Below are 19,876 nucleotides of genomic sequence, written 5' to 3'. Positions count from 1 at the left end.
ATTGTAGAACGGCTTTGACAGGGTTTAAACGTTAATAAGGCGGGGGGCGGATTGCAGGCCCTGAATGAGGCGATTGTGTCAGTTCAGGACAAGCTCGGTCTTGCGCAGTTTGGCAGGCATCCGGTTGAGCAGGGGAGCTCACCCGAATGCCTGGCCAGGCTTAGAGCGGAGTTGTCAGTTGGTCAATCTGATAGACCACAGTGGTGCCGCTGACTTCGTTACCGACAATCAGCAAGGGCTCGCCATTGGGTGAATCGGCTGCCGGAACAAAGACCAGACCTTCCGGGCCCAGGTCGCCGACGGTGGCGAGGTTGGTCTCGGGATCCAGTACAAAGTTTTCGCGGGTATTGATGTAGTCGACAAAGAACGGCGCTGCTGGATTGCTGATGTCATAGGTGAGAATGCCACCCATACGCTCAAGCCCAACAAAGACATAGGTCTTTTCGCCCAGCTGACCCACAGTTATGCCCTCTGGCTCAGGCCCCTTGTTGTCACTGCGGTTACCGAAGCTGTCGCCCGCTGCGTGGTTGGAGTTGAAGAAGTCGCGGCAGGGAATGTCGCGTGCGGCGCCGGCAAAGCAGTCATCGCTGGCAATAAACTGCTCGATCTGATCAGCGGAATCCCAGACCAGCTCGCCGTCTTCGTTCCAGATCGAGAAGGAGCGAGCGCCATAGGCAAACAGCCTGTCGTACATGATCCATTCGCCTGCGACATTTTCTGTCCCATCGGCATCAAATCTCACGGCGTTGCCTTCTGCGTCACGGCGATAGCCATCAACCCAACTGACGGTCAGACGGCCGAGCAGATCATCCTCACGGCAGTCGCCGGGCTCGCCCGCACTTGCGCCACAGTAGGCAAATACCTCGGGGTTGAGCAGGCCACCAAAGGCCAGTTCGCCGAGTTGTGCCGGTCGGTCGTCACCAATGCGGCGAGCGTGCCCGCGCACGTCAACCAGGTGCTTGAGACGAAACTCCTCAACAAAGCCCTGGCTGCTGTCGCCATCCCAATAGGCCTGGTTGTCTTCTCCCCAGGCGCGGGCATCGCCCTCGTTGGCGGTAACGATGTAGGTTTGTCCATTCACACTGTAACTGCTGATGCTGTCCGGGTGGTACATGCCCACAACGCCTGGCCAGGTTCGGATATTGATGGTGCTTTCGGTATCACTGGCGGCAATGCCGTTGCCGGTCAGCCCGTGATCCTTGTAACCCAGTGGCAGAATGTCGGTGATGCGGGCGTTGACCACATCCAGCTTGGCCAGGGCATTATTTTCCTGCAGGGAAACCCAGGCATTGCGACCGTCTGCCGACACCGTGATGTATTCTGGCTCGAGATCCTGCGCCACGCTGGCATTCGGACCAAAAACACGTACACCACTATCAATCAGAGCTTGCTGCTGGCTGTTGAAGGCACCGAAGCCGGCGGTTCTGACGCTGACAATAGCGCTGCCGTTCAAGCGGATAACACTGATTGAGCCTTCCGGGTCAACTTGATAATTGTCGCTGGGCTCTCCCTCGTTGGCGACCAGCAGGTATTCGCCGTCTGGGCTGAAGGTGAGCATGTCCGGCTGCGCACCGACTTCGGTAAAGCTCAGGAGTTCAAGGGTTCCAGCATCGTAAATAGCGGCATAGCCGCGCTCGGTTTTCGGCGAAGACTCAATGGCTACAGCAAGCAGGCCATTGTAATAGGCGATGCTGTTGACCACTGCATTGGCGGCGACCTCTTCAACGGTCAGGGTGCTGACATACGCGGGATTGGCCAGATCGCTGGCATCCAGAATATCCACGGCGCCGGCCAGGGCGTTGACCACAAAGATCTGTCGATTTACGGGATCAAAGGCGGGGATTTCAGCCGCACTCTGTTCAAATACGTTGGCGCTGTAGCGACCGAGAAAATTCAGTTGAATGCTATCGGGGGTGACGACCGGCTGGGGTGCCGGCGCGGGGCTGGAGGAAGAACCACCGCCACCGCTGGAAATACAAGCTGAAAGCGCCATGGACAACGCGGTTGCGCTGCTGGCCAGAATCCATTTGTTCATATATTGCAGCCCTGTAGGATAGAAACAAGGTCGTTATTTGACAGGCAGATCAGTGACGAAATGATGGCGTTTTGATTACCGTTGTCGGATGCGCGGCCTTTTCCGGCTGGCTAGAGGGCAGGGCGTTCCGCTAGGATGATCGGATGACTGCTATCCAAGCCGATGATGTGTTGCCTGATAATTTTGACGAGGTGGTACTGGACTGTCTTCGAGACCACCCTGAGGGTCTCGATGAGTTCAGGTTAATCCGTCATCTGGCCGCGCTGTTCCCTGACTCCCTGTTTGCGCGGGAGGGCGCCCTGCGTGACTCCCTGCTACTGTTTCAGACGCATTTCCTGCTTTTTCACGCGCTGTATCGCTTGTCAGACCGACTGACCGAGAAGGGCTTGGAGCTGCAGGTGCACACCCTGTCCATTCGTTTGCGACCACGTGTTCCCGGCATGGCTGCGCTGCAACCGACTGATCCGTTGCGTAGCTATTATCTGGACTGGGATCAATGGGCCTCTACCCATGTTGAGGATGTGGAGCGTTTGTTGGGCGGCTTTGTTCGTGGCGCGGGCGCGGTTGATCAGACGGAGTTGCAGGCCGCGCTGCAGCGTTTTGGTCTGCAGCCGCCTGTGACCCGCGCAGAGATCAAACGCCGCTACCGCCAGTTGGTCAGTGCTGCACACCCGGACAGAGGGGGTGATACGGCAGTAGTGCAAGAGTTGAATGCGGCGCTGGTAATACTCCAACGCTATTACGGAAGACCTTGAAGTTGCTAATCACTCTAAGCAAATCAGCACATTTGAAGCAAATTTGTCTATAGTCAAGGACAAGGGAATGCGACAACAAGTCGCACCCAGACACCCGCCGCCGGCCCTGCTCAAAGCAGATAGTCAGGACGACGGGAATGAATAAAAATTGGAGGCAAGACCATGATTCATCACGTTTTGGGGTTGTTTACCCACCCGGATCAGGAATGGAAAGAGATCAAGGGTGAAGAAGAAAGCATCGGTCACATGTATCTCACCCATGTGCTGTTGCTTGCCGCAATACCAGTCGTGTCTGCATATATTGGTACTACACAGGTCGGTTGGGCTATTGGCACCGCCGAGGCCGTCAAACTTACCCAGTCAAGCGCCCTGCAACTCACAATCCTGTCTTATCTTGCCATGCTGGTTGGCGTCGCTGTAATGGGTGCCTTTATACACTGGATGGCTCGTACTTATGATTCCAACCCCTCCTTGAGTGATTGTGTGGTTTTTGCCGCCTATACCGCCACTCCGCTGTTCATTGCGGGCCTTGCTGCTCTGTATCCAAGTATCTGGCTGGGTATGCTGGTTGGTACTGCGGCTATCTGCTACACCGTTTATCTGCTGTATCAGGGTATTCCAATTTTCATGGATATTCCCAAGGAAGAGGGCTTCATGTTCTCCAGCTCCATTCTCGCCGTAGGCCTGGTGGTACTGGTCGCGATGATGGCGACGTCGGTCATTTTCTGGGGCATGGGTGTAGGTCCGGTTTACCTGCGCTGATTCCCTGTTACAGACATTGCCCCTTGTCGGTCGTCTGATCGGCAGGGGGTTTTGTTTTTTAGTCCTGACTTTTCCGGTTAAAATGCGCACACTTTAACGACCGGATTGCCCTCCATGACCAGCCTCAGCGTCAGCCAGAACAAACTTCAGAAGCGTCTTCGTCGCCTGACAGGCGATGCAGTGGTTGATTACAACATGATCGAGGACGGCGACAAGGTGATGGTTTGCCTGTCCGGTGGCAAGGACAGCTACACCTTGCTGGACATGCTGCTGCATTTGCAGAAGGTCGCACCGATTCGCTTTGAATTGGTCGCCGTCAATCTTGACCAGAAACAACCCGGCTTTCCCGAACACGTGTTACCAGCCTACCTTGAGCAGTTGGGGGTGGCTTACCATATCCTTGAGCGTGACACCTATTCGATCGTCAAGGAGAAGGTGCCTGAGGGCAAAACCACCTGTGCCCTCTGTTCGAGGCTGCGACGCGGTAATTTGTACACCTTTGCCGATGAGATTGGCGCAAACAAGCTGGCACTCGGGCATCACCGCGATGATATAGTCGAAACCTTCTTTCTCAACATGTTCCATGGCGGCAGTCTGAAGTCCATGCCGCCCAAGCTGCGTTCTGATGATGGCCGCAACGTAGTCATTCGGCCTTTGGCCTATTGCAGCGAAAAAGACATTGAAGCGTATTCCCGTCTGCAGGCGTTCCCGATCATTCCTTGCAACCTGTGCGGCTCCCAGGAAAATTTGCAGCGTAAAGTGATCAAGGAAATGCTGCAGGGTTGGGAACGTGAAACACCCGGTCGCATTGACAGTATTTTCCGCTCGCTGCGACACGTGCATCCTTCACAACTGGCTGATACCAATCTGTTTGATTTTGCCAGTCTGCGCGTTGATACCACTGCACCCTCGCGTATGCTCAATCTGATGAATCTGTAGCGGGCAATACGTCATTGCCTGTTGGTCAAGGAGCGCTGATGTCGGATTATGCCCAGCTACATGAGTATTGCCTGAATCGTTTTGGCTCCGCTCCCGAGCTGGAAGCACGGTTGCCTAAGCCGGCCACTGCGACCCGTTTGCGCAATCTCCCGGATGACCGCTACCTGTCCACCCTGGCGCTGAGGGTCTTTCGTGCCGGGCTCAAACACAGCCTGGTGGATGCTAAATGGCCGGTGTTTGAGCAGGTTTTCTTCGGCTTTGATCCGGACAAGGTCGTGTTGATGGGCGCCGAGCATATTGAGCGTTTGATGCAGGATGCGCGGATCATTCGGCATTTGGGGAAATTACGCAGCGTGCCTCGCAATGCGCAGATGATTCTGGATCTGCGCGCCGAGTACGGCAGTATGGGCGCGCTGATTGCCGATTGGCCAACAGAGGATATAGTCGGTCTTTGGCGTCTGTTGGCCAAGCGGGGCAATCAGCTTGGCGGTCATTCCGCACCGCGTTTTCTGCGCATGCTGGGTAAGGACACCTTTGTACTGACCGAGGACGTATTAGCGGCTTTGCGTGCGCGCGGGGTAATTGACCAGGCGGCCAGCAGCCAGCGCGATCAGCGGCTGGTTCAGGACTATTTCAACCAGTTGCATGCGCAGAGTGGTCGGCCCTTGTCGCAGTTGTCGATGATGTTGGCCTTTAGTGCGAATCATTAGTCATGGTAAATAACTTGACCTTCAATGGCTTGGAGCGCATGTTTAATGCTGAATTGAGAGTCTGGTGATGTTTATGCGTGGTTATGTATTGCTATCCCTGTTGTGTCTGGCGTTTCTGACTGGTTGCGCCAGTGCACCCAAGCCTGCTGTTGCCCCTGCTGCGGACATGCCGCGGGTAACCGTCTCCAGTACGCAGCCACGCCCGCCGGTCCACGATGATGTGCTCTTTCATGCTTTCAGTCTGGTCGGTACGCCCTACAAATATGGCGGTAGCTCACCCAGCACGGGTTTTGATTGCAGCGGCCTGATCAACTATGTATTCCGTGAGGCGGCTGGCGTCCAGTTGCCACGAACCACAGCTGGGCTCTCAGCCATGCAGGCCCATGAGCCCTCGCCAAGGTCATTGCAGCCGGGCGATCTGTTGTTGTTTGCCATGGGTGGTCGGCAAGTTGATCATGCTGGCATTTATGTGGGGGATGGACGCTTCTTGCACGCGCCAAGCAGTGGCGGCCGTGTGCGGGTAGATAACCTGCAGGCCAGCCATTGGCAGCGTAGCTTCAAGGGGGCACGGCGGGTGCTTGACTGAGCCTGTGGCGCTCAGAGCATCTGCCAGAGTATTAACGCGTTATAGAGACAGTGAGCCAGCAGGCAGGGCCATAAACTGTCGAACTTCCAGCGTAACCAGCCCAGAGCCAGACCCAACAGGCTGATGATCAGCACCGGTCCCGGGCTGACAAAATTGTGGGTTTGAACAAAGAGCCCGGTACTCAGCGGTAACGCCAGCCACAGACCGCCCCGCGTCAGCATCAAGGCCTTGAACAGCCAGCCTCGAAAGATCAACTCCTCGGCCAGCGGCACGAGCAGAGCAACGGATAGAAAAGCCAGCATGCGCTCTAGCGTGGAGCCCATCAGAAGGTCGAATTCCGGGCTGTAATTGGGGGTCTTTTGATAAACCGTTTTGACCGGCCAATAATGCTCAACAAGGTCGGCCAGGGGCAGTGCCATACAGGCTAACGTCACGGCCACAAGGGTGGCACAAAGCAGGGCCAGGAAAGAGGGCGCATGGCCCCATTGCCAACGTAGAGCGTGTTGCGAGACCAGTAGCCAGGCCACGCCAAGACTGCCCACTATTGAAATCAAGGCATACAGGACATGCAGCAAAACAACCTGGTGATCAATTTGCAAGCCACTGAGCTGGGCTAGCTCAATCGAGAGATGGTGAGCCATTAAGGCCGACACGGCATACAACAACGCCAGGCGTATAAGGATCAGTCCGTCGTCAAGGCTATTGCGACTTCGCTCCGGTGCAAGCAGTCCCTGTCGCATCAGCTGGATGAGCATCTAGAGCGGCTGAACCTGTTCATGCAGACGCCCGGAATCCGCCAGCTCAAGGAAGGCATCACCAAGTCTCTGGCTTTCAGCCATGGCTTGGCGCCAATAGCGTTCACGTCCCTGGTCGTCGCCCAGGAATCGTTTGAAATCGCGGCGATCCGGCAGTTTGCCAAAGGGTAAACCGGCCAGGTAGTCGGCCGAGGGGGCGACCAGCAGGACAGACTTCAACTGTTCCGGGTTGGCCTTGCGCCAGGGTAGGCTTTTATCGAACCAGCCGGGTACAACACGATCAAGAAAGTGTGGGTACAACACGATACCGGGCGATTCATAAGGTAAGTCGAGGTGATAATCCAGGAGTCCGCCGTCACGGTAGACCCCGGCAGGGCTACCCGGGATATCCCTTACGCCTTGCATGACCATCGGGATCGCACCAGAAGCCATCAGGGCAGCTCTTAAATTGTCTCTATCCAGGTGCACATGACTGCTGGAGAAATCCGTCAACTCTGCCAGCGCGGGGCGCTGCCTGGGGTCGTGCATGATGACACGCTCGAAATAGCGCTTGAGATGTCTGCGACCCAGCAAATTGAAGCCTATTACGCCGCTCAGACCCAGTCCAAGGCGGCCCCGGGTGTCGTGCTGCATCATGCCCAGGCTGCGCACCACCATGATATTGAGGTGGTAGTAAGGATTGCTAAGGATGCTGTCGTACTGGCCGCCAAGGAGGTCATCGAGCATCTGACCGCAGCGCAAGCTGATGTCGGCCATGCTGATACCTTTTGGAAAGCGCATGCTGGTATACAGCTCGCCGAGGTTGCGTAGGCCCTGTACCGGATCGGGCAGGCTGACGCTGGCAAATCGCCAACTGCCAATCGAGGCACCAATCAGGCTGCGAGGTTGCGGTGCCCGGGGTAGCCAGTCGCCAAAAAGCGCCAGGTCTAGCCCCTGAATACCCAGCGCTTTGGGGCCGCCCGCTGCCCCCGGAATCATATGTACATCGGCTGGGCTAAGGCCCTGCTCACGGATCTGCACCATCGCCTGATGGCCTGCGCGGAGGGTCAGGACGGGTTTGTGAATATGAATCGCTGCCATGCTAGGTCCTTGCTGAAATGTCCGGTGTGCCCAGGGCGTATCAGAATCGTCATGTGCCAGCCGACGATTTCAGACGCGCATTAAGGTTGGATTAAGCTTGCTGGTGCACACTCCAAGCGTACCCAATCAACGGAGAGTCTTACCATGAAAAAATATCTTGTTGCTTCTGTAACTGCTGTGCTGGCCCTGGGTTCTGTTGCAGTGCTTGCAGATGACGTGCGTGTTGACCAGGCTCAGGCGTTGGTCAACGATGGCAGTATCCAATCTTTCGATTTTCTCAATGAGAAAGCCTTGGCCGCTCGTGCAGGTAATATTACTGATACCGAGCTGGAGAATGAATATGGCCGTTACATATACAAACTGGATATCCGTGATGAGCAGGGCCAGGAGTGGGATCTGGAGCTGGATGCGGCAACAGGCGAGGTGGTCAAAAATGAGCGTGACGACTGATCACTCAGTCAAGCAACAGCCAGCCGCTTCGCGCGGCTGGTTGTTTGTCGCGCTGTGCTGCCTGTTGTCAGGTTTGCCCGGTTACGCTTCGGCTGGGCGCGATCTCAGTCAGGATGAGGCCCTGTATCTGGTGGAGCAAGGGGTTATCAAACCATTGCAAGGTATCATTGATGACGCGCTTGGCCGTTATCCGGGACGCTTCCTGGAGGCAGAGCTGGAGTGGGATGATGGCCTGTATGTGTATGAAATTGAAATCATTACTCTTGAGCGTCGGCAGCTGGAGCTGGAGTACGATGCAGCCAGTGGCGTACTGCTTGAGGTGGATGAGGATGATTGATGCGGCTGTTACTGGTTGAAGATAACGTTATGCTCGCCGAGAGCCTGTGCCAGCAACTCAAGGAAGCCGGTTACGCCGTGGATTGGCGCGCAGACGGCCGTGATGCCCTGATTCTCGGGGAGCAGGAGCCCTATGATCTGTGTCTTCTGGATCTTGGCTTGCCAGGTATGGAGGGTCTGCAGGTGTTATCACGATGGCGTGCCGCGGGGCTCAGCTTGCCGGTTCTGGTGCTGACAGCGCGCGGTAGCTGGAGTGAGCGTGTGGATGGACTGCGTGCTGGTGCAGACGATTATCTGAGTAAGCCTTTTCACCCTGAAGAGCTGTTATTGCGCATACAGGCCTTGCTGCGGCGACGTCACGGGCATGCCCCCACCCCTCAGCTCAAGGCCGTAGGCTTGATACTTGATGAGGCGACCCGGGAGGTTTCTGCGCCAGGTATATCCAACGTCACCCTTTCTGCCAGCGAATTCAAATTGCTGCGGTTTTTCATGTTGCATGCAGGGCAGGTACTATCCAAGTCGCGCCTGACTGACCATCTCTATGATTACGAAAACGAGCGTGACTCCAATGTTATTGAAGTGTTGATCAATCACCTGCGGCGCAAGCTTGGTCGCGAGGTCATTGAAACACGACGTGGGCAAGGGTATTTGCTGGTTGGACGGCTGCCATGAAAAGCATCGGTCGTCAGTTGGGTCTCGGGCTGTTATCGACCCTGCTGATTGCTGTCATAGTGGTCGGGCAAGGGAGTGTATGGGTTTTTGACCAGGCGTTCAGGCGCTATTTCACCAGCGTCCTGCAAAGTGAAACGGACAGTCTGCTTGCTGCTCTGCAGCTGGGAGACAGCGGGCTTTATCTGGACAAGTTACGCCTTGATCCCGATTACCAGCGGCTCTTTTCAGGGCGCTACTTTGTCATTGATGCCGACCAGCGTTGGCGCTCGCGCTCGCTTTGGGATCATCGCCTGCCCCTGGATGCCGAGGGATTGCATAACACCCTCGTCAGTGGCCCCAACAAGCAACAATTGCTGGTATGGTCGAGCCAATATGTTGTTCACGATCAGCCGGTGAAGATCAGTGTTGCGATCAACTATGTACCTCTGCTGAAAAGTTTTGAACGGGCCCGATGGTGGATCTGGGGTCTTGGACTCGGGGTCATTTTCTTTAGCCTTTTGCTTCAGCAGTTCCTGTTGCGCCGGGCGTTATTACCCTTGCGTGGCGTCAAGTCAGAGTTGGCTGAATGGCATGTCGGGCAACGTTTGCAACTGACTGAAACTGTCCCTGAAGAGTTGCAACCCCTGGTCCATGAAATCAATCATCTTGGTCGTCAGGTCGAACAGGTTATTCAGCGATCCCGCACTGCTCAGGCAGACCTTGGACATGCCTTGAAAACCCCGTTGGCGGTGGTAGAGAGCCTGCTTGATCAGGCGGCTGCGACCCTTGATGCCGCACAGTATTCGGCTATCAAGGCTCAGTTGCTGTTGATACGCCAATTGCTTGAGCGGGTTCTGCAGCGCAGCAGGCTGGCGCCAGAAAGCCTGTCAGGCAAGCGTTTTGATCCCCGTGAAGATTTGCCCTGGTTGCTTGAGTCTCTGCACAGTCTGCATGCGGACAAACCTCTGGATATCGAGATTCTGGTAAATGAATCCGAGCGGATGCGCTGGCCATTTGAACGCCAGGATATGCTGGAAATGCTTGGCAACCTGCTGGACAACGCCTGCAAATGGGCTGAATCAAAGGTGACACTGGCCTTTCGGATTGAAAAGGGCGGTTTGCGTCTGAGTATTTGTGATGACGGTCCGGGTGTGCCCGAGGCCGAGCGTCAACGCGTGCTGCGAAGAGGGCAGCGTCTTGACCAGTCGGTGACCGGTCAAGGGTTGGGGCTGGCGATTGTCACAGACCTGGTGGACACCTATGGCGGCCAGATTGAACTGTCACAGTCTGGCCTTGGAGGGCTGCAGGTCGAGGTGTATCTGCCCTCAGATCAAGGCGGTGTCGATATCCACCAATAGCAGGTGCCGACCATTGTCGATAAAGAGTCCCGATGTCATGCAGTACTGGTTAGTAGTGGCGTCACGGTAACGGTTGGAAAGGATAACGCGACTGTCCTGACCGGCCTCGGCAAGTATCTGATAGAAGTACGGGCGCCATGACCAGTTGTGGTCAAGATAGCGTGGATCAGCGCGCCAGCGGTTGGCATCCCATTCGTAATTTGGTGATATCTGGGTGCCATGGGCGTCACACAGAAAGCAGCGTAACAGCCAGGGGTAAGCATTGGGGTGGGGCAGGGCTGACGGGCTACCTCCCTGGTCGAGCCACTGTTGCAGGTCGGCAAAAAGCAGGCTGAGCGCGTTGCGTAGCTCCAATAGTTGGGCTCGCTCGGCAAGCTTGTTCCGGGCAAAGTCATCGCGCATGGAGGAAAAGCGTGCCTGCACTGCGTTTGCAGGTAAAAAGTTTTCCGCTGGTTTGGCGAACAGGTAGCCCTGTACATAGCGCGCACCACATTCCAGGGCAAAGTGTAGCTCCTGCTCTGTTTCTACGCCTTCGGCAATGATCCAGCAGCCACTCTTCTCGGCCATCAAGGCCAGGGCCTTGACGAAGTCGCCACTGTTTCCGTTGCCGCTGGCAGCCTGACGGAACAGTTGAATATCCAGTTTGAGAATATCGGGCTCCAGCGCCAACACCCGATCGAGCATGGAATAGCCAGCGCCGAAGTCGTCAATCGCAATGCGAATACCGGCTTCACGGTAGCGTCTTACCGCGTCCTTGAGATCATGGATATTACCCTGCAGTTCGGTGATCTCGAACACCACCTGTTCTGGGGGTAGCCCAATTTCCTCTAACAGCTGCAAGCTTGGCAAGGGCTTGCCCGGTTCCAGTTGGCTGACCCAGAGCGGTGAAATATTGATGCTGATAAAGCCTTCCGGGTTATCTCTGAAGGCTTCCAGCGCCATGCGTCGAATACTGCGATCCAGCTCCAGCAAGTCAACCGGGTCAACCGTGGGGTCGGTAAACAAGGGGCCGGCGCTCACGACCTGCCCTTGATCGTCTCGAAGTCTTGCCAGCGCTTCATAGCCGGCTATGCGACCTGTGGCGGTATCGACCAGTGGTTGAAAGTAGGGCAGAGGTTGACCATTGAACACAGCATACTCCAGTTGTTGGGACAGACAGCTCGACCAAGTATGCAAGATTATAGCCAAGCACTGGATAAATGCGGCTGTCTGATCTGAACAAGTCTGTATCAGAGGGCAGCAGAGATGATGCTTTGCAATCGGATGGTGCATGAAAGGTGGATTTGGTACGACCTTTGCACTTATCTGGTGAGCCAATGGGTCGAGACTGCACAATACTGGTGCCATTTATGCAGGCTGTCCGCTGGGTATTCGTTCAAATAACTGAAATATAAAAGAAAAATAAACCAGACTGGGTTCTCGTCTAACTACCTTGCCAACAAGCGCAATTTTAGGTGCACCAATTTTGCACATTGGCTGTGGTTTTTGCGTCTGTCTGGTGCGTTTTCGAAAAGAGGCTTAAACGATGGAAAATCTGCATAGCGCAGTGGAAACCTTGATGCATGGTGCAAACACCCTGTTCATTTTGATGGGGGCGATCATGGTACTGGCCATGCACGCCGGTTTTGCCTTCCTTGAAGTCGGCACCGTCCGACAGAAAAATCAGGTCAACGCCCTGTCTAAAATCATCAGCGATTTTGCCGTATCGGGTTTGGCCTACTTCTTTATTGGCTACTGGATTGCCTATGGCGTGACCTTCTTCCAGGGTGCCGAGGCCTTGACTGAGCAGAATGGTTATTCGCTGGTCAAGTTCTTCTTTCTGATGACCTTTGCTGCAGCCATTCCAGCCATTATCTCCGGTGGTATTGCCGAACGGGCACGATTTGCTCCGCAATTGGTGGCTTCATTATTGATTGTTGGCTTCCTTTATCCCTTCTTCGAAGGCGTGGTCTGGAACGGTAATCTGGGTTTTCAGGGCTGGCTTGAGGCGCGTTTTGGTGCGCCTTTCCATGATTTTGCCGGCTCCGTCGTGGTGCATGCGGTCGGTGGTTGGCTGGCGCTGGGCGCGGTGTTGATGCTGGGTGCCCGTCGCGGCCGCTATCGTGATGGTCATGTCATTGCCATGCCGCCTTCGAATATCCCCTTTCTGGCATTGGGTGCCTGGATTCTGACTATCGGCTGGTTTGGCTTCAATGTGATGTCGGCACAGACCCTGGACGGTATCAGTGGTCTGGTCGCGGTGAACTCACTGATGGCGATGGTGGGTGGCACGTTGGCCGCGCTGTTGGTAGGTCGTTTTGACCCCGGTTTTCTGCATAACGGTCCCTTGGCGGGGTTGGTAGCGGTGTGCGCAGGCTCTGACATCATGCACCCGATTGGCGCACTGGCGACGGGCGTAATAGCCGGTGGCCTGTTTGTCTGGACCTTCATTCTGACCCAGAATCGCCTGAAGATTGATGACGTACTGGGCGTCTGGCCGCTGCACGGTTTGTGCGGTGTATGGGGTGGTATTGCCGCAGGCATCTTTGGAGCCCAGAGTCTGGGCGGTCTGGGGGGGGTTTCACTGGCCTCCCAGCTGATTGGTTCTCTTGCGGGTGCTACCTTTGCCCTGGCTGGCGGCGTGCTGGTCTATGGCGTGATCAAGGCGATCAGTGGTATTCGCCTGAGTGAAGAGCAAGAGTTCCAGGGGGCGGATCTGTCGATTCACAAGATCGGCGCTGTATCAAATGACTGATCCCCAGCCTGTCTGATCTGGTCAAAAGCCCGGATGAAGTCCGGGCTTTTTTCTTTATGGCTCAGAGTAGCGGCAGGCTATAGGACAGAATCAGACGGTTTTCATCGATGTCACGAGTAGCATCCGAGCGCACCATGGCGTTGCGCCATTGAATCGCAAGATTCTTGAAGGTGCCGGATTGGACTGTGTAGGTGAAGTCGATGTCGCGCTCCCACTCATTGCCGTTGCCTGCGGGGCCAAGATCGATATTGCTGCCGCTGACATAGCGGATCAGTCCCTTGAGTCCGGGAATCCCGAGGGGAGCGAAATCCAGGTCGTAACGGGCCTGCCAGGACTTTTCGTCAGCCCGGGCAAAGTCGAGTATTTGTACATAGTTGGCAACGTAGGGATTGTTTTCGCGCAGATAGGGAAAGGCGGTGTCGCCGTCACTGTGCTGGTAGCCAAGTCTGAAGGTATGAGGCCCGGTGCCAGCCGAGAGCATCAGCGACTTCATCTTATGATTGATATCCAAGGTTTGATTGCCATGGTCGCTGGTGTCGAAATAGGCCAGGTTGGCGCCCAGTTTCCAGTCACCCAGGCTCATGCCGTGGATCAGGTTGATCAGATTTTGGCTGTATACGTTGTCAAGCTCACCGCGCCATAGCGCCAAGCTGGTGTTGTTCTGATTAAGCTTATAGGTGCCGCCAAGGTAGTTGAAGCGATCGGAGCTGCCGCCCACGGTGGCATCAATGTCCTGTCGGTTGGTACTGGCACGGTAGTTTACTTCACGTAACTGGCCCGCCTGCAGTTCCAGATTGTCGATTTCATTGATGACCAGACTACCGCCGGTATAGGTTTGGGGCAGCAGGCGGATATCGCTGGCCTGGGCAATCGGGATGGCCGGAACCAGATTGCCGATGCGTAAGACTGAATTGGAGAGTCTGGCCTTGGCTGTCACAGAGGCATGGCCGTAACTGTCTGGGCCTTCGTCGCCAAAGGCGTTAGGCAGCAGTCCGGTACCGGCCCGGTCATCGGCTGAGTCCAGTTTGATTCCGGTGGCGGCATACAGATCCAGGCCTAGACCAACAACACCCTGGGTATAGCCGGACTCAGCACGCAGGACAAAACCCTGAGCCCATTCTTCGGCCTTGGATTGTGCGCCGGGGGTGCGGAAGTCGCGGTTGAAATAGAAGTTGCGCATTTGCAGCGTGGCTGTTGCATCCTCAGTGAAACCGGCGGCATGGGTGGTTGAGGCCAGGGGAAGGGACAGTGCCAGGGCAATGGCGCTGGCCAGCGCGGAGCTGTTCACATGCTTCATTATTGTTTTCCTCGTGTGATCGGGTTGGCACCGGCTTCATGTGCCGGTTACGCGAACCAATAAAGCATGCAATGCAGAATGGGCCTCTAAGACATTGGTCGAACGCGGTTGTCAGTGGATACTGCAGGGGGGCGTAAAGGGGCGAGGCAAGGCTTGTTCTAGAGAGCTCCAAGGCTGGCAGTAGGCGCGCTGGAGCAGCCACTTGCCAGCCATTAGACCTTAGCAGGGGGGGTTACATGCCATTGGCAAAGGCCGGGTTATCCATATCGATGGCTTCGCGCACCGGCTTTAATGCTGTGGCATAGCGCAGCAGGATATCCAGGTTGTATTGCATGCGCTCACGCAGGCGCTGGTCTTCTTCGGAAACCGGCTCGGGCATGTTCAGCACCTTTTCCACGTTTCGCACGATCAGGTGTTCGGGGATATAGCAAAGGCGGCAGTTCTTGTAGCTGGAGGCGCGCAATTCGCTGATCGGATAGGCTCCGCCAATGCCCGCCGAAATGCCGCCAAGCATGGCCGGTTTATGTGCCAGTTGGGCTTTGGTGGCATACAGGAAAAAGTTCTTTATCGCTGGACAGGCCATGCCATGCCATTCCGGCGCCAGAATGATCACAGCATCGGCCTTGACCAGTTGCTTCTCGAACAGGCCCCACGGGCCCTGGTCTTCTGCGGGCCATAGTGGCAGGGGATAACTGCCCAGATCGATCACAGATACCTGATCTGCCGCCAGTTTGTTTCGGCTGATCAGACTTTGACGCATAAAGCGTGCAACTTTTGAGGTCTGGCTGTTACTGCGGCTACTGCCGGCGACAATGGCAATATTCAACATGACTTGAAACTCCTTGGTAAGATTTTCTCATGCTAATACCTACGATTAGCCACTGATAGCGCAAAATCATGATCGAATATATCGAGATTTTGACAGGGTTGCGCCTCTGCGGCAGAGTAGCCGCCCTCAGGAAACAGGGCTCAAGACAGCACAGAGGGTAGTCAGCATGAATGCAGTGATCGCGGCCGTTCTGGTCATGTTGGGCTTGAGCCTATGCCGAGTGCATGTGGTGGTGGCCTTGATTGTCGGTGCGCTGGTTGGCGGCCTGTACGGTGGTCTTGGGCTGCAGGCCACCCTGGATGCCTTCCAGGGTGGCTTGGGCAAAGGCGCCAACGTTGCTCTGAGTTATGCGCTGTTGGGCGCCTTTGCTGTAGCCATTGCCAAGTCAGGGCTGGCCCATGCGTTGGCTGATCGTGCGCTGCGTCTGGTGGATCTGCAGCAGTCGGGCGGTACCGGGCTGCTACGTTTTTTGCTGTTGGCAGTGATACTGGTTGTGGCCTTGTCTTCACAAAACATCCTGCCGATCCATATTGCCTTTATTCCCCTGCTGATTCCGCCGTTGCTGTTCGTGATGGCCAGGCTCAAGCTGGATCGACGCTTGGTAGCCTGTGTACTGACCTTTGGTCTGATCACCCCCTACATGTTCTTACCGGTTGGCTTTGGCGGCATTTTCCTTAACGATATTCTGCTGGCCAACGTATCTGACAGTGGCGCCGATATTAACGGAGTCAATGTCATGCAGGCCATGGCGCTGCCGGCGCTGGGCATGTTGATCGGTCTGGGGGTGGCCGTGTTCGTCAGCTACAGACGGCCGCGGGAATACGATGTGCTTAAGATCGAGAGGCGTGAACAAGTGTCTGGGGATTACAGTCGCCTGTCCTTGCTGGTGGCTCTGATTGCGGTGGTGGTCGCCTTTGTCGTGCAGTTATGGCTGGATTCCATGATCATGGGTGCACTGGCCGGCTTTGTGATTTTCTCTGTCTCGGGGGTGGTGCGTTGGCGCGAGGCTGATGATGTGTTTACTGAGGGCATGAAGATGATGGCCATGATCGGCTTTATCATGATTGCCGCTGCCGGTTTTGCCGAAGTCATGCGTGCAACCGGATCAATCCAGACCCTGGTAAGCAGCTCGGCGGCGATCATTGGTCACAATCCTGCCTTGGCGGCGCTTCTCATGTTGCTGGTTGGCTTGCTGATAACCATGGGTATTGGCTCGTCCTTCTCGACCATTCCCATTATCGCGGCAATCTATGTGCCGCTGGCCATGCAACTGGGCTTCAGTCCGTTGGCCATTGTCGCGCTGGTGGGTACCGCAGCCGCGCTGGGCGATGCAGGCTCTCCCGCCTCCGATTCGACCTTGGGCCCAACTGCCGGTTTGAATGCTGATGGCCAGCACAACCACATATGGGACACCGTAGTGCCTACCTTCCTGCACTACAATTTGCCGCTGATTGCCTTTGGATGGTTGGCGGTGATGGTGCTCTGACTAAAGCTTGAGGCTGGAAGCTGAAAGCTGGAAGTAAACCCGGTTGGTGCGGTCTGCTTCTTCCAGCTTCCAGCTTCCAGCTTCCAGCTTCCAGCTGGCGCAGCCTAAATTCTGAACCGCCCCACCAACGCATCCAGTTGCTTGCCCAGTTGAGTCAGGTGCTGGCTGGCCTGTGCGGTCTGCTGCGCACCGTCGGTGGTTTCCCGGGCCAGCTCGGCGGCTTCAGTCACATTACGGTTGACGTCTTCAACGACCACCGACTGCTGGGTTGTGGCGCTGGCTATGGAGGCGTTGAGGGCGACCATTTGTTGCATGGACTGGGCAATCTGTTCCAGAGCTGCGCCTGCAGAATTAACCTGCTGCACACTGAGTTCGGAGTAACGGTCGCTCTGATTGATCACCTCGACCACCGACTGGGTATTGGTCTGCAGCTTGCTGATCATCTGATGAATTTCTTCGGTGGACTTCTGGGTGCGCTGGGCGAGGTTGCGCACCTCGTCCGCGACCACGGCAAATCCACGGCCCATTTCGCCGGCACGGGCAGCCTCGATGGCGGCGTTCAGAGCCAGCAGGTTGGTCTGCTCGGCGATATTGCGTATGACATCCAGCACCGAGGTGATCTGGTTGGCATCGGTGGACAAGGTTTCCATGTGTTGCACTGCGGTCTTGACGCTGTCTGACAGGTGGCTGATCTGCTCAATGGTTTTCTCGACCTGAATACGGCCATTGTTGGCACCCTCGTTGGCGTTCTCGACCTCATGAGCTGCGGCGTTTGCATTCTGCGCCACATCCTGAACGCCATAGGTGATCTCATTGATGGCAGTAGCCATCAACTCCATGCGTTCGGACTGCTTGGTCATGCCGCGCAGACTGCTCTCACTGATCTGATCGAGCTGTTGACCAGCACTGATCAACTGACGGGCATTGTCTCCCAGTTGCTGGACTATACCGCGCAGATTGGAGGTAAATTGATTGAAGTGGTGGGCCAATGCTGACAGTTCATCATGGGCATTGTCATCGAGTTTACGGGTCAGGTCGGCTTCGCCGCTGGCGATATCCCGCATGGCATTGACAACCTGGTTCAAGGGTTTGGAAATGCTGGTGCCAATGATGAACAGAATGATCACCATGGCAATCACGATCAGGGTAGAAATGATCAACAGGCGGATCATTTCATCAAAGAATTTCTTCTCCATATCCTGGATGAAAATCCCGGTACCCACCATGTAATCCCAGGGCTTGAAATGCTTGAAGGCGGCAATCTTTTTGAAGCCTTCGCCTTCACCCGGATTCTGTCCTGGCCTGGACCAGGTATATTCAACGTGGGCAGTGCCCTGGGTGCGAGCCATGTTGACCATATCAACGATGATATTGGGGCGGCCGTCGTCATTGGTAATGGTTGTCAGGTCTACGCCTTCGGTCTGAGGCGCCATCGGGTGCATGATCATCACGTTGTTCATGTCATTCACCCAGAAATATTCCTGGCCGCCGTAGCGCAGGCCGCGCAGCGCAGCCATGGCTTGCTTGCGGGCCTGTTCGCCACTCAGTTCGCCAGATAACTCAAGACCATGGAAGTAGGCCATTATGTCGTGGGCGCTTTCCACCAGATGAGTGGCTTTGGTGATTTCTGCCTGCCGGAACTCGGCTTTCATGTTGAGCAGGGCGGTCACCGTCAGGATGGTGATGCTGACCAGCGCAACCACCAGAATCAACCAGATGCGTTGACTGATCTTCATGCGGCGCAACAATGTCATTGACAACCTCCGGGGTGCTTTGAAGCTTGATTATTATGATGTTCGCGGTGGTTGGCCCAGCGCAGAAAAGGTCTTGAATCTTATGTCGGCAGGCAGGCGGAAAACCTGAGCGGTATTTTCCTGACAACTGAGATGTCAATTTGACGCCATTTACCCAATGTTTCAAGTCCGGTGTCGTCTCATCAGTGAGATCAATTTGCGACTATATTAATTGGCTCAATTGCTCGAGGTAGTTCTGATCAGGTCAAGTCTGATGGGTCAATAGAATGGACTTGGGGCCTTTTTCACGGCTTGGCGCTGAGGTGAAGCGATTCGGGTCGGTTTCAGACAGACGGCAGCACTAACCCGGGAGGCTGGCGGAAACGCCCTTGAAAAGTGCTTGTTTCACGGCATGGTGCCGGGTCTGCTCAGGCTATAATGGCCAAATGGCATCTTGCCATGATCACACTATGAGTTTTTCATGCGTTTCATTTTGACGTTACTGGGTTTGCTATGTGTCAGCGTGACAGCCTCGTCCGATCCGGTCACGGTTAGGGTGGGCGGCTATCTGTTCCCACCTTACATACAAACTCAGGCGGATGGGGAATGGTCCGGGCTTACGCCGGATGTGCTGCAGGCATTGAATGCGCTGCAGGATGATGTTCACTTCGAGTTGTTTCCTACCTCAGCCAATCGGCGTTATCTGGATTTTGCCAATGGCCAGTTCGATATGATGCTGTTTGAAAGCCCGCATTGGGGCTGGCAGGACTATCCGGTTTACTCGGTCAAGGGGCCGGTGGTGGGACGTGAGGTCTTTATTGCCAAGACTGATGGGCAGCTTGATCAGCGATACTTTCGTGACCTCGAAGGTAAGCGCATTGCGCTGTTCAGTGGCTATCACTATGCCTTTGCCGGTTTCAACCCTGACAAGAACCAGCTGCGTGAGCGTTTCAGTGCGATCATTACCTTTTCCCATGAAAGCAACATCCAGATGGTACTGCGCGGCAGAGCTGATTTGAGCATCGTTTCTGATGCCTATCTGGATAATTATTTGCGTATTTATCCGCAGTACCGGTCTCAGTTACTGGTATCCGATTTTGCAGATCAGTCATACGATGATTTTTTTCTGGTTCGCAATGGTATCCGGCCCTCTCGTGACGAGCTGGATACTTACGTGCGTCAGTTGCAGGAGTCCGGCCGCCTGGGTGAATTGATGGATCGTTATCGCCTCGAGCCCTGATCAACGCTGAATGGTAGTTTTTGCATTTGCCGTGGATAGGCTAGAATGCGCAGCCTGAACTGGCGCCCAATCGGGGGGCACCAGGGCACCAATTCACAGAGTGCTTGTCTATCCTGTTGTTTGACAAAGGATCCTCCATG

At 55.4% G+C, this 19,876-nt stretch carries 19 protein-coding genes; 12 read left to right on the top strand and 7 right to left on the bottom strand.

Annotated elements, in window-relative coordinates; all coding sequences use genetic code 11:
- Positions 1-160 precede the first annotated feature (160 nt).
- Complete coding sequence (locus tag AC27HQ_RS13435) at positions 161-2,035, bottom strand: choice-of-anchor I family protein (RefSeq protein ID WP_487156689.1); 1,875 nt, start codon at positions 2,033-2,035, stop codon at positions 161-163.
- A 143-nt stretch (positions 2,036-2,178) separates the two neighbouring features.
- Here AC27HQ_RS13435 and AC27HQ_RS13430 point away from each other — a divergent pair, with 143 nt between their 5' ends.
- The 5 genes from AC27HQ_RS13430 to AC27HQ_RS13410 all read left to right on the top strand — a co-directional run bounded on the left by AC27HQ_RS13430 (position 2,179) and on the right by AC27HQ_RS13410 (position 5,787).
- Complete coding sequence (locus AC27HQ_RS13430; protein ID WP_487156688.1) at positions 2,179-2,790, top strand: DNA-J related domain-containing protein; 612 nt, start codon at positions 2,179-2,181, stop codon at positions 2,788-2,790.
- A 162-nt stretch (positions 2,791-2,952) separates the two neighbouring features.
- Entirely contained in the window at positions 2,953-3,552 is a 600-nt protein-coding gene (locus AC27HQ_RS13425; RefSeq protein WP_487156687.1) for a Yip1 family protein, read from the top strand.
- Positions 3,553-3,666: 114 nt separating this feature from the next.
- Positions 3,667-4,491: a tRNA 2-thiocytidine(32) synthetase TtcA gene (ttcA, locus tag AC27HQ_RS13420; protein WP_487156686.1), complete on the top strand. Its 825-nt coding sequence runs from the start codon at positions 3,667-3,669 to the stop codon at positions 4,489-4,491.
- A 38-nt stretch (positions 4,492-4,529) separates the two neighbouring features.
- Positions 4,530-5,201 (top strand): DNA-3-methyladenine glycosylase I, encoded by a 672-nt coding sequence (locus tag AC27HQ_RS13415; protein WP_487156685.1) that lies wholly within the window; start codon positions 4,530-4,532, stop codon positions 5,199-5,201.
- A gap of 73 nt (positions 5,202-5,274) precedes the next feature.
- Entirely contained in the window at positions 5,275-5,787 is a 513-nt protein-coding gene (locus AC27HQ_RS13410) for a C40 family peptidase (RefSeq protein WP_487156684.1), read from the top strand.
- A gap of 11 nt (positions 5,788-5,798) precedes the next feature.
- On the opposite strand, the gene AC27HQ_RS13405 is transcribed toward AC27HQ_RS13410, so the two are convergent.
- A complete protein-coding gene (locus AC27HQ_RS13405) occupies positions 5,799-6,542 on the bottom strand; it encodes a CPBP family intramembrane glutamic endopeptidase (protein ID WP_487156683.1) in 744 nt (247 codons plus the stop codon).
- Positions 6,543-7,622, bottom strand: a complete 1,080-nt coding sequence (locus AC27HQ_RS13400) for a patatin-like phospholipase family protein (RefSeq protein WP_487156682.1) — start codon at positions 7,620-7,622, stop codon at positions 6,543-6,545. It abuts the gene before it with no gap.
- 144 nt (positions 7,623-7,766) lie between these two features.
- Here AC27HQ_RS13400 and AC27HQ_RS13395 point away from each other — a divergent pair, with 144 nt between their 5' ends.
- Genes AC27HQ_RS13395 through AC27HQ_RS13380 form a run of 4 tightly spaced genes read left to right on the top strand, consistent with a single transcriptional unit; the run spans position 7,767 to position 10,417 of the window.
- Positions 7,767-8,072: a PepSY domain-containing protein gene (locus AC27HQ_RS13395; RefSeq protein WP_487156681.1), complete on the top strand. Its 306-nt coding sequence runs from the start codon at positions 7,767-7,769 to the stop codon at positions 8,070-8,072.
- A complete protein-coding gene (locus tag AC27HQ_RS13390) occupies positions 8,056-8,409 on the top strand; it encodes a PepSY domain-containing protein (protein WP_487156680.1) in 354 nt (117 codons plus the stop codon). The genes AC27HQ_RS13395 and AC27HQ_RS13390 overlap by 17 nt, the downstream gene beginning before the upstream one ends.
- On the top strand, positions 8,409-9,080 hold the full coding sequence (locus AC27HQ_RS13385; protein ID WP_487156679.1) for a response regulator transcription factor: 672 nt from the start codon (positions 8,409-8,411) through the stop codon (positions 9,078-9,080). Before AC27HQ_RS13390 ends, AC27HQ_RS13385 begins: the two co-directional genes overlap by 1 nt.
- Entirely contained in the window at positions 9,077-10,417 is a 1,341-nt protein-coding gene (locus tag AC27HQ_RS13380) for a sensor histidine kinase (protein WP_487156678.1), read from the top strand. The genes AC27HQ_RS13385 and AC27HQ_RS13380 overlap by 4 nt, the downstream gene beginning before the upstream one ends.
- Here the strand turns inward: AC27HQ_RS13380 and AC27HQ_RS13375 are convergent.
- On the bottom strand, positions 10,385-11,689 hold the full coding sequence (locus AC27HQ_RS13375; protein ID WP_487156677.1) for an EAL domain-containing protein: 1,305 nt from the start codon (positions 11,687-11,689) through the stop codon (positions 10,385-10,387). The two genes, AC27HQ_RS13380 and AC27HQ_RS13375, sit on opposite strands and share 33 nt — an antisense overlap.
- A gap of 253 nt (positions 11,690-11,942) precedes the next feature.
- On the opposite strand from AC27HQ_RS13375, the gene AC27HQ_RS13370 reads away from it, so the two are divergent.
- A complete protein-coding gene (locus tag AC27HQ_RS13370; RefSeq protein WP_487156676.1) occupies positions 11,943-13,151 on the top strand; it encodes an ammonium transporter in 1,209 nt (402 codons plus the stop codon).
- 61 nt (positions 13,152-13,212) lie between these two features.
- Here the strand turns inward: AC27HQ_RS13370 and AC27HQ_RS13365 are convergent, their stop codons facing one another.
- Positions 13,213-14,439 (bottom strand): OprD family porin, encoded by a 1,227-nt coding sequence (locus AC27HQ_RS13365; protein ID WP_487156736.1) that lies wholly within the window; start codon positions 14,437-14,439, stop codon positions 13,213-13,215.
- A 241-nt stretch (positions 14,440-14,680) separates the two neighbouring features.
- Positions 14,681-15,277: an NADPH-dependent FMN reductase gene (locus AC27HQ_RS13360; protein WP_487156675.1), complete on the bottom strand. Its 597-nt coding sequence runs from the start codon at positions 15,275-15,277 to the stop codon at positions 14,681-14,683.
- Between the two features lie 166 nt (positions 15,278-15,443).
- Between AC27HQ_RS13360 and AC27HQ_RS13355 the strand changes: the two genes are divergently transcribed.
- Complete coding sequence (locus AC27HQ_RS13355) at positions 15,444-16,763, top strand: Na+/H+ antiporter family protein (RefSeq protein WP_487156674.1); 1,320 nt, start codon at positions 15,444-15,446, stop codon at positions 16,761-16,763.
- A 104-nt stretch (positions 16,764-16,867) separates the two neighbouring features.
- On the opposite strand, the gene AC27HQ_RS13350 is transcribed toward AC27HQ_RS13355, so the two are convergent.
- Complete coding sequence (locus AC27HQ_RS13350; RefSeq protein WP_487156673.1) at positions 16,868-18,517, bottom strand: methyl-accepting chemotaxis protein; 1,650 nt, start codon at positions 18,515-18,517, stop codon at positions 16,868-16,870.
- Between the two features lie 460 nt (positions 18,518-18,977).
- Here AC27HQ_RS13350 and AC27HQ_RS13345 point away from each other — a divergent pair, with 460 nt between their 5' ends.
- Positions 18,978-19,736 carry a substrate-binding periplasmic protein gene (locus AC27HQ_RS13345; RefSeq protein ID WP_487156672.1) on the top strand — a complete coding sequence of 253 codons (759 nt, stop codon included), beginning with the start codon at positions 18,978-18,980 and terminating at the stop codon, positions 19,734-19,736.
- Positions 19,737-19,876: the final 140 nt, after the last annotated feature.

It is taken from the genome of Halopseudomonas sp. 4NH20-0008 (assembly GCF_057548395.1).
The sequence above is the reverse complement of the archived record's forward strand: the minus strand, read 5'-3'. Positions and strand labels throughout refer to the sequence as shown.

What these genes read in the sequence shown, in the direction of transcription:
- AC27HQ_RS13400 (WP_487156682.1), bottom strand. Translation starts at nt 7,622, where the DNA reads ATGGCAGCGATTCATATTCACAAACCCGTCCTGACCCTCCGCGCAGGC.
- AC27HQ_RS13345 (WP_487156672.1), top strand. Translation starts at nt 18,978, where the DNA reads ATGCGTTTCATTTTGACGTTACTGGGTTTGCTATGTGTCAGCGTGACA.
- AC27HQ_RS13410 (WP_487156684.1), top strand. Translation starts at nt 5,275, where the DNA reads ATGCGTGGTTATGTATTGCTATCCCTGTTGTGTCTGGCGTTTCTGACT.
- AC27HQ_RS13390 (WP_487156680.1), top strand. Translation starts at nt 8,056, where the DNA reads ATGAGCGTGACGACTGATCACTCAGTCAAGCAACAGCCAGCCGCTTCG.
- AC27HQ_RS13415 (WP_487156685.1), top strand. Translation starts at nt 4,530, where the DNA reads ATGTCGGATTATGCCCAGCTACATGAGTATTGCCTGAATCGTTTTGGC.
- AC27HQ_RS13370 (WP_487156676.1), top strand. Translation starts at nt 11,943, where the DNA reads ATGGAAAATCTGCATAGCGCAGTGGAAACCTTGATGCATGGTGCAAAC.
- ttcA (WP_487156686.1), top strand. Translation starts at nt 3,667, where the DNA reads ATGACCAGCCTCAGCGTCAGCCAGAACAAACTTCAGAAGCGTCTTCGT.
- AC27HQ_RS13430 (WP_487156688.1), top strand. Translation starts at nt 2,179, where the DNA reads ATGACTGCTATCCAAGCCGATGATGTGTTGCCTGATAATTTTGACGAG.
- AC27HQ_RS13355 (WP_487156674.1), top strand. Translation starts at nt 15,444, where the DNA reads ATGAATGCAGTGATCGCGGCCGTTCTGGTCATGTTGGGCTTGAGCCTA.
- AC27HQ_RS13375 (WP_487156677.1), bottom strand. Translation starts at nt 11,689, where the DNA reads ATGCACCATCCGATTGCAAAGCATCATCTCTGCTGCCCTCTGATACAG.
- AC27HQ_RS13385 (WP_487156679.1), top strand. Translation starts at nt 8,409, where the DNA reads ATGCGGCTGTTACTGGTTGAAGATAACGTTATGCTCGCCGAGAGCCTG.
- AC27HQ_RS13380 (WP_487156678.1), top strand. Translation starts at nt 9,077, where the DNA reads ATGAAAAGCATCGGTCGTCAGTTGGGTCTCGGGCTGTTATCGACCCTG.
- AC27HQ_RS13360 (WP_487156675.1), bottom strand. Translation starts at nt 15,277, where the DNA reads ATGTTGAATATTGCCATTGTCGCCGGCAGTAGCCGCAGTAACAGCCAG.
- AC27HQ_RS13395 (WP_487156681.1), top strand. Translation starts at nt 7,767, where the DNA reads ATGAAAAAATATCTTGTTGCTTCTGTAACTGCTGTGCTGGCCCTGGGT.
- AC27HQ_RS13350 (WP_487156673.1), bottom strand. Translation starts at nt 18,517, where the DNA reads ATGACATTGTTGCGCCGCATGAAGATCAGTCAACGCATCTGGTTGATT.
- AC27HQ_RS13435 (WP_487156689.1), bottom strand. Translation starts at nt 2,035, where the DNA reads ATGAACAAATGGATTCTGGCCAGCAGCGCAACCGCGTTGTCCATGGCG.
- AC27HQ_RS13405 (WP_487156683.1), bottom strand. Translation starts at nt 6,542, where the DNA reads ATGCTCATCCAGCTGATGCGACAGGGACTGCTTGCACCGGAGCGAAGT.
- AC27HQ_RS13425 (WP_487156687.1), top strand. Translation starts at nt 2,953, where the DNA reads ATGATTCATCACGTTTTGGGGTTGTTTACCCACCCGGATCAGGAATGG.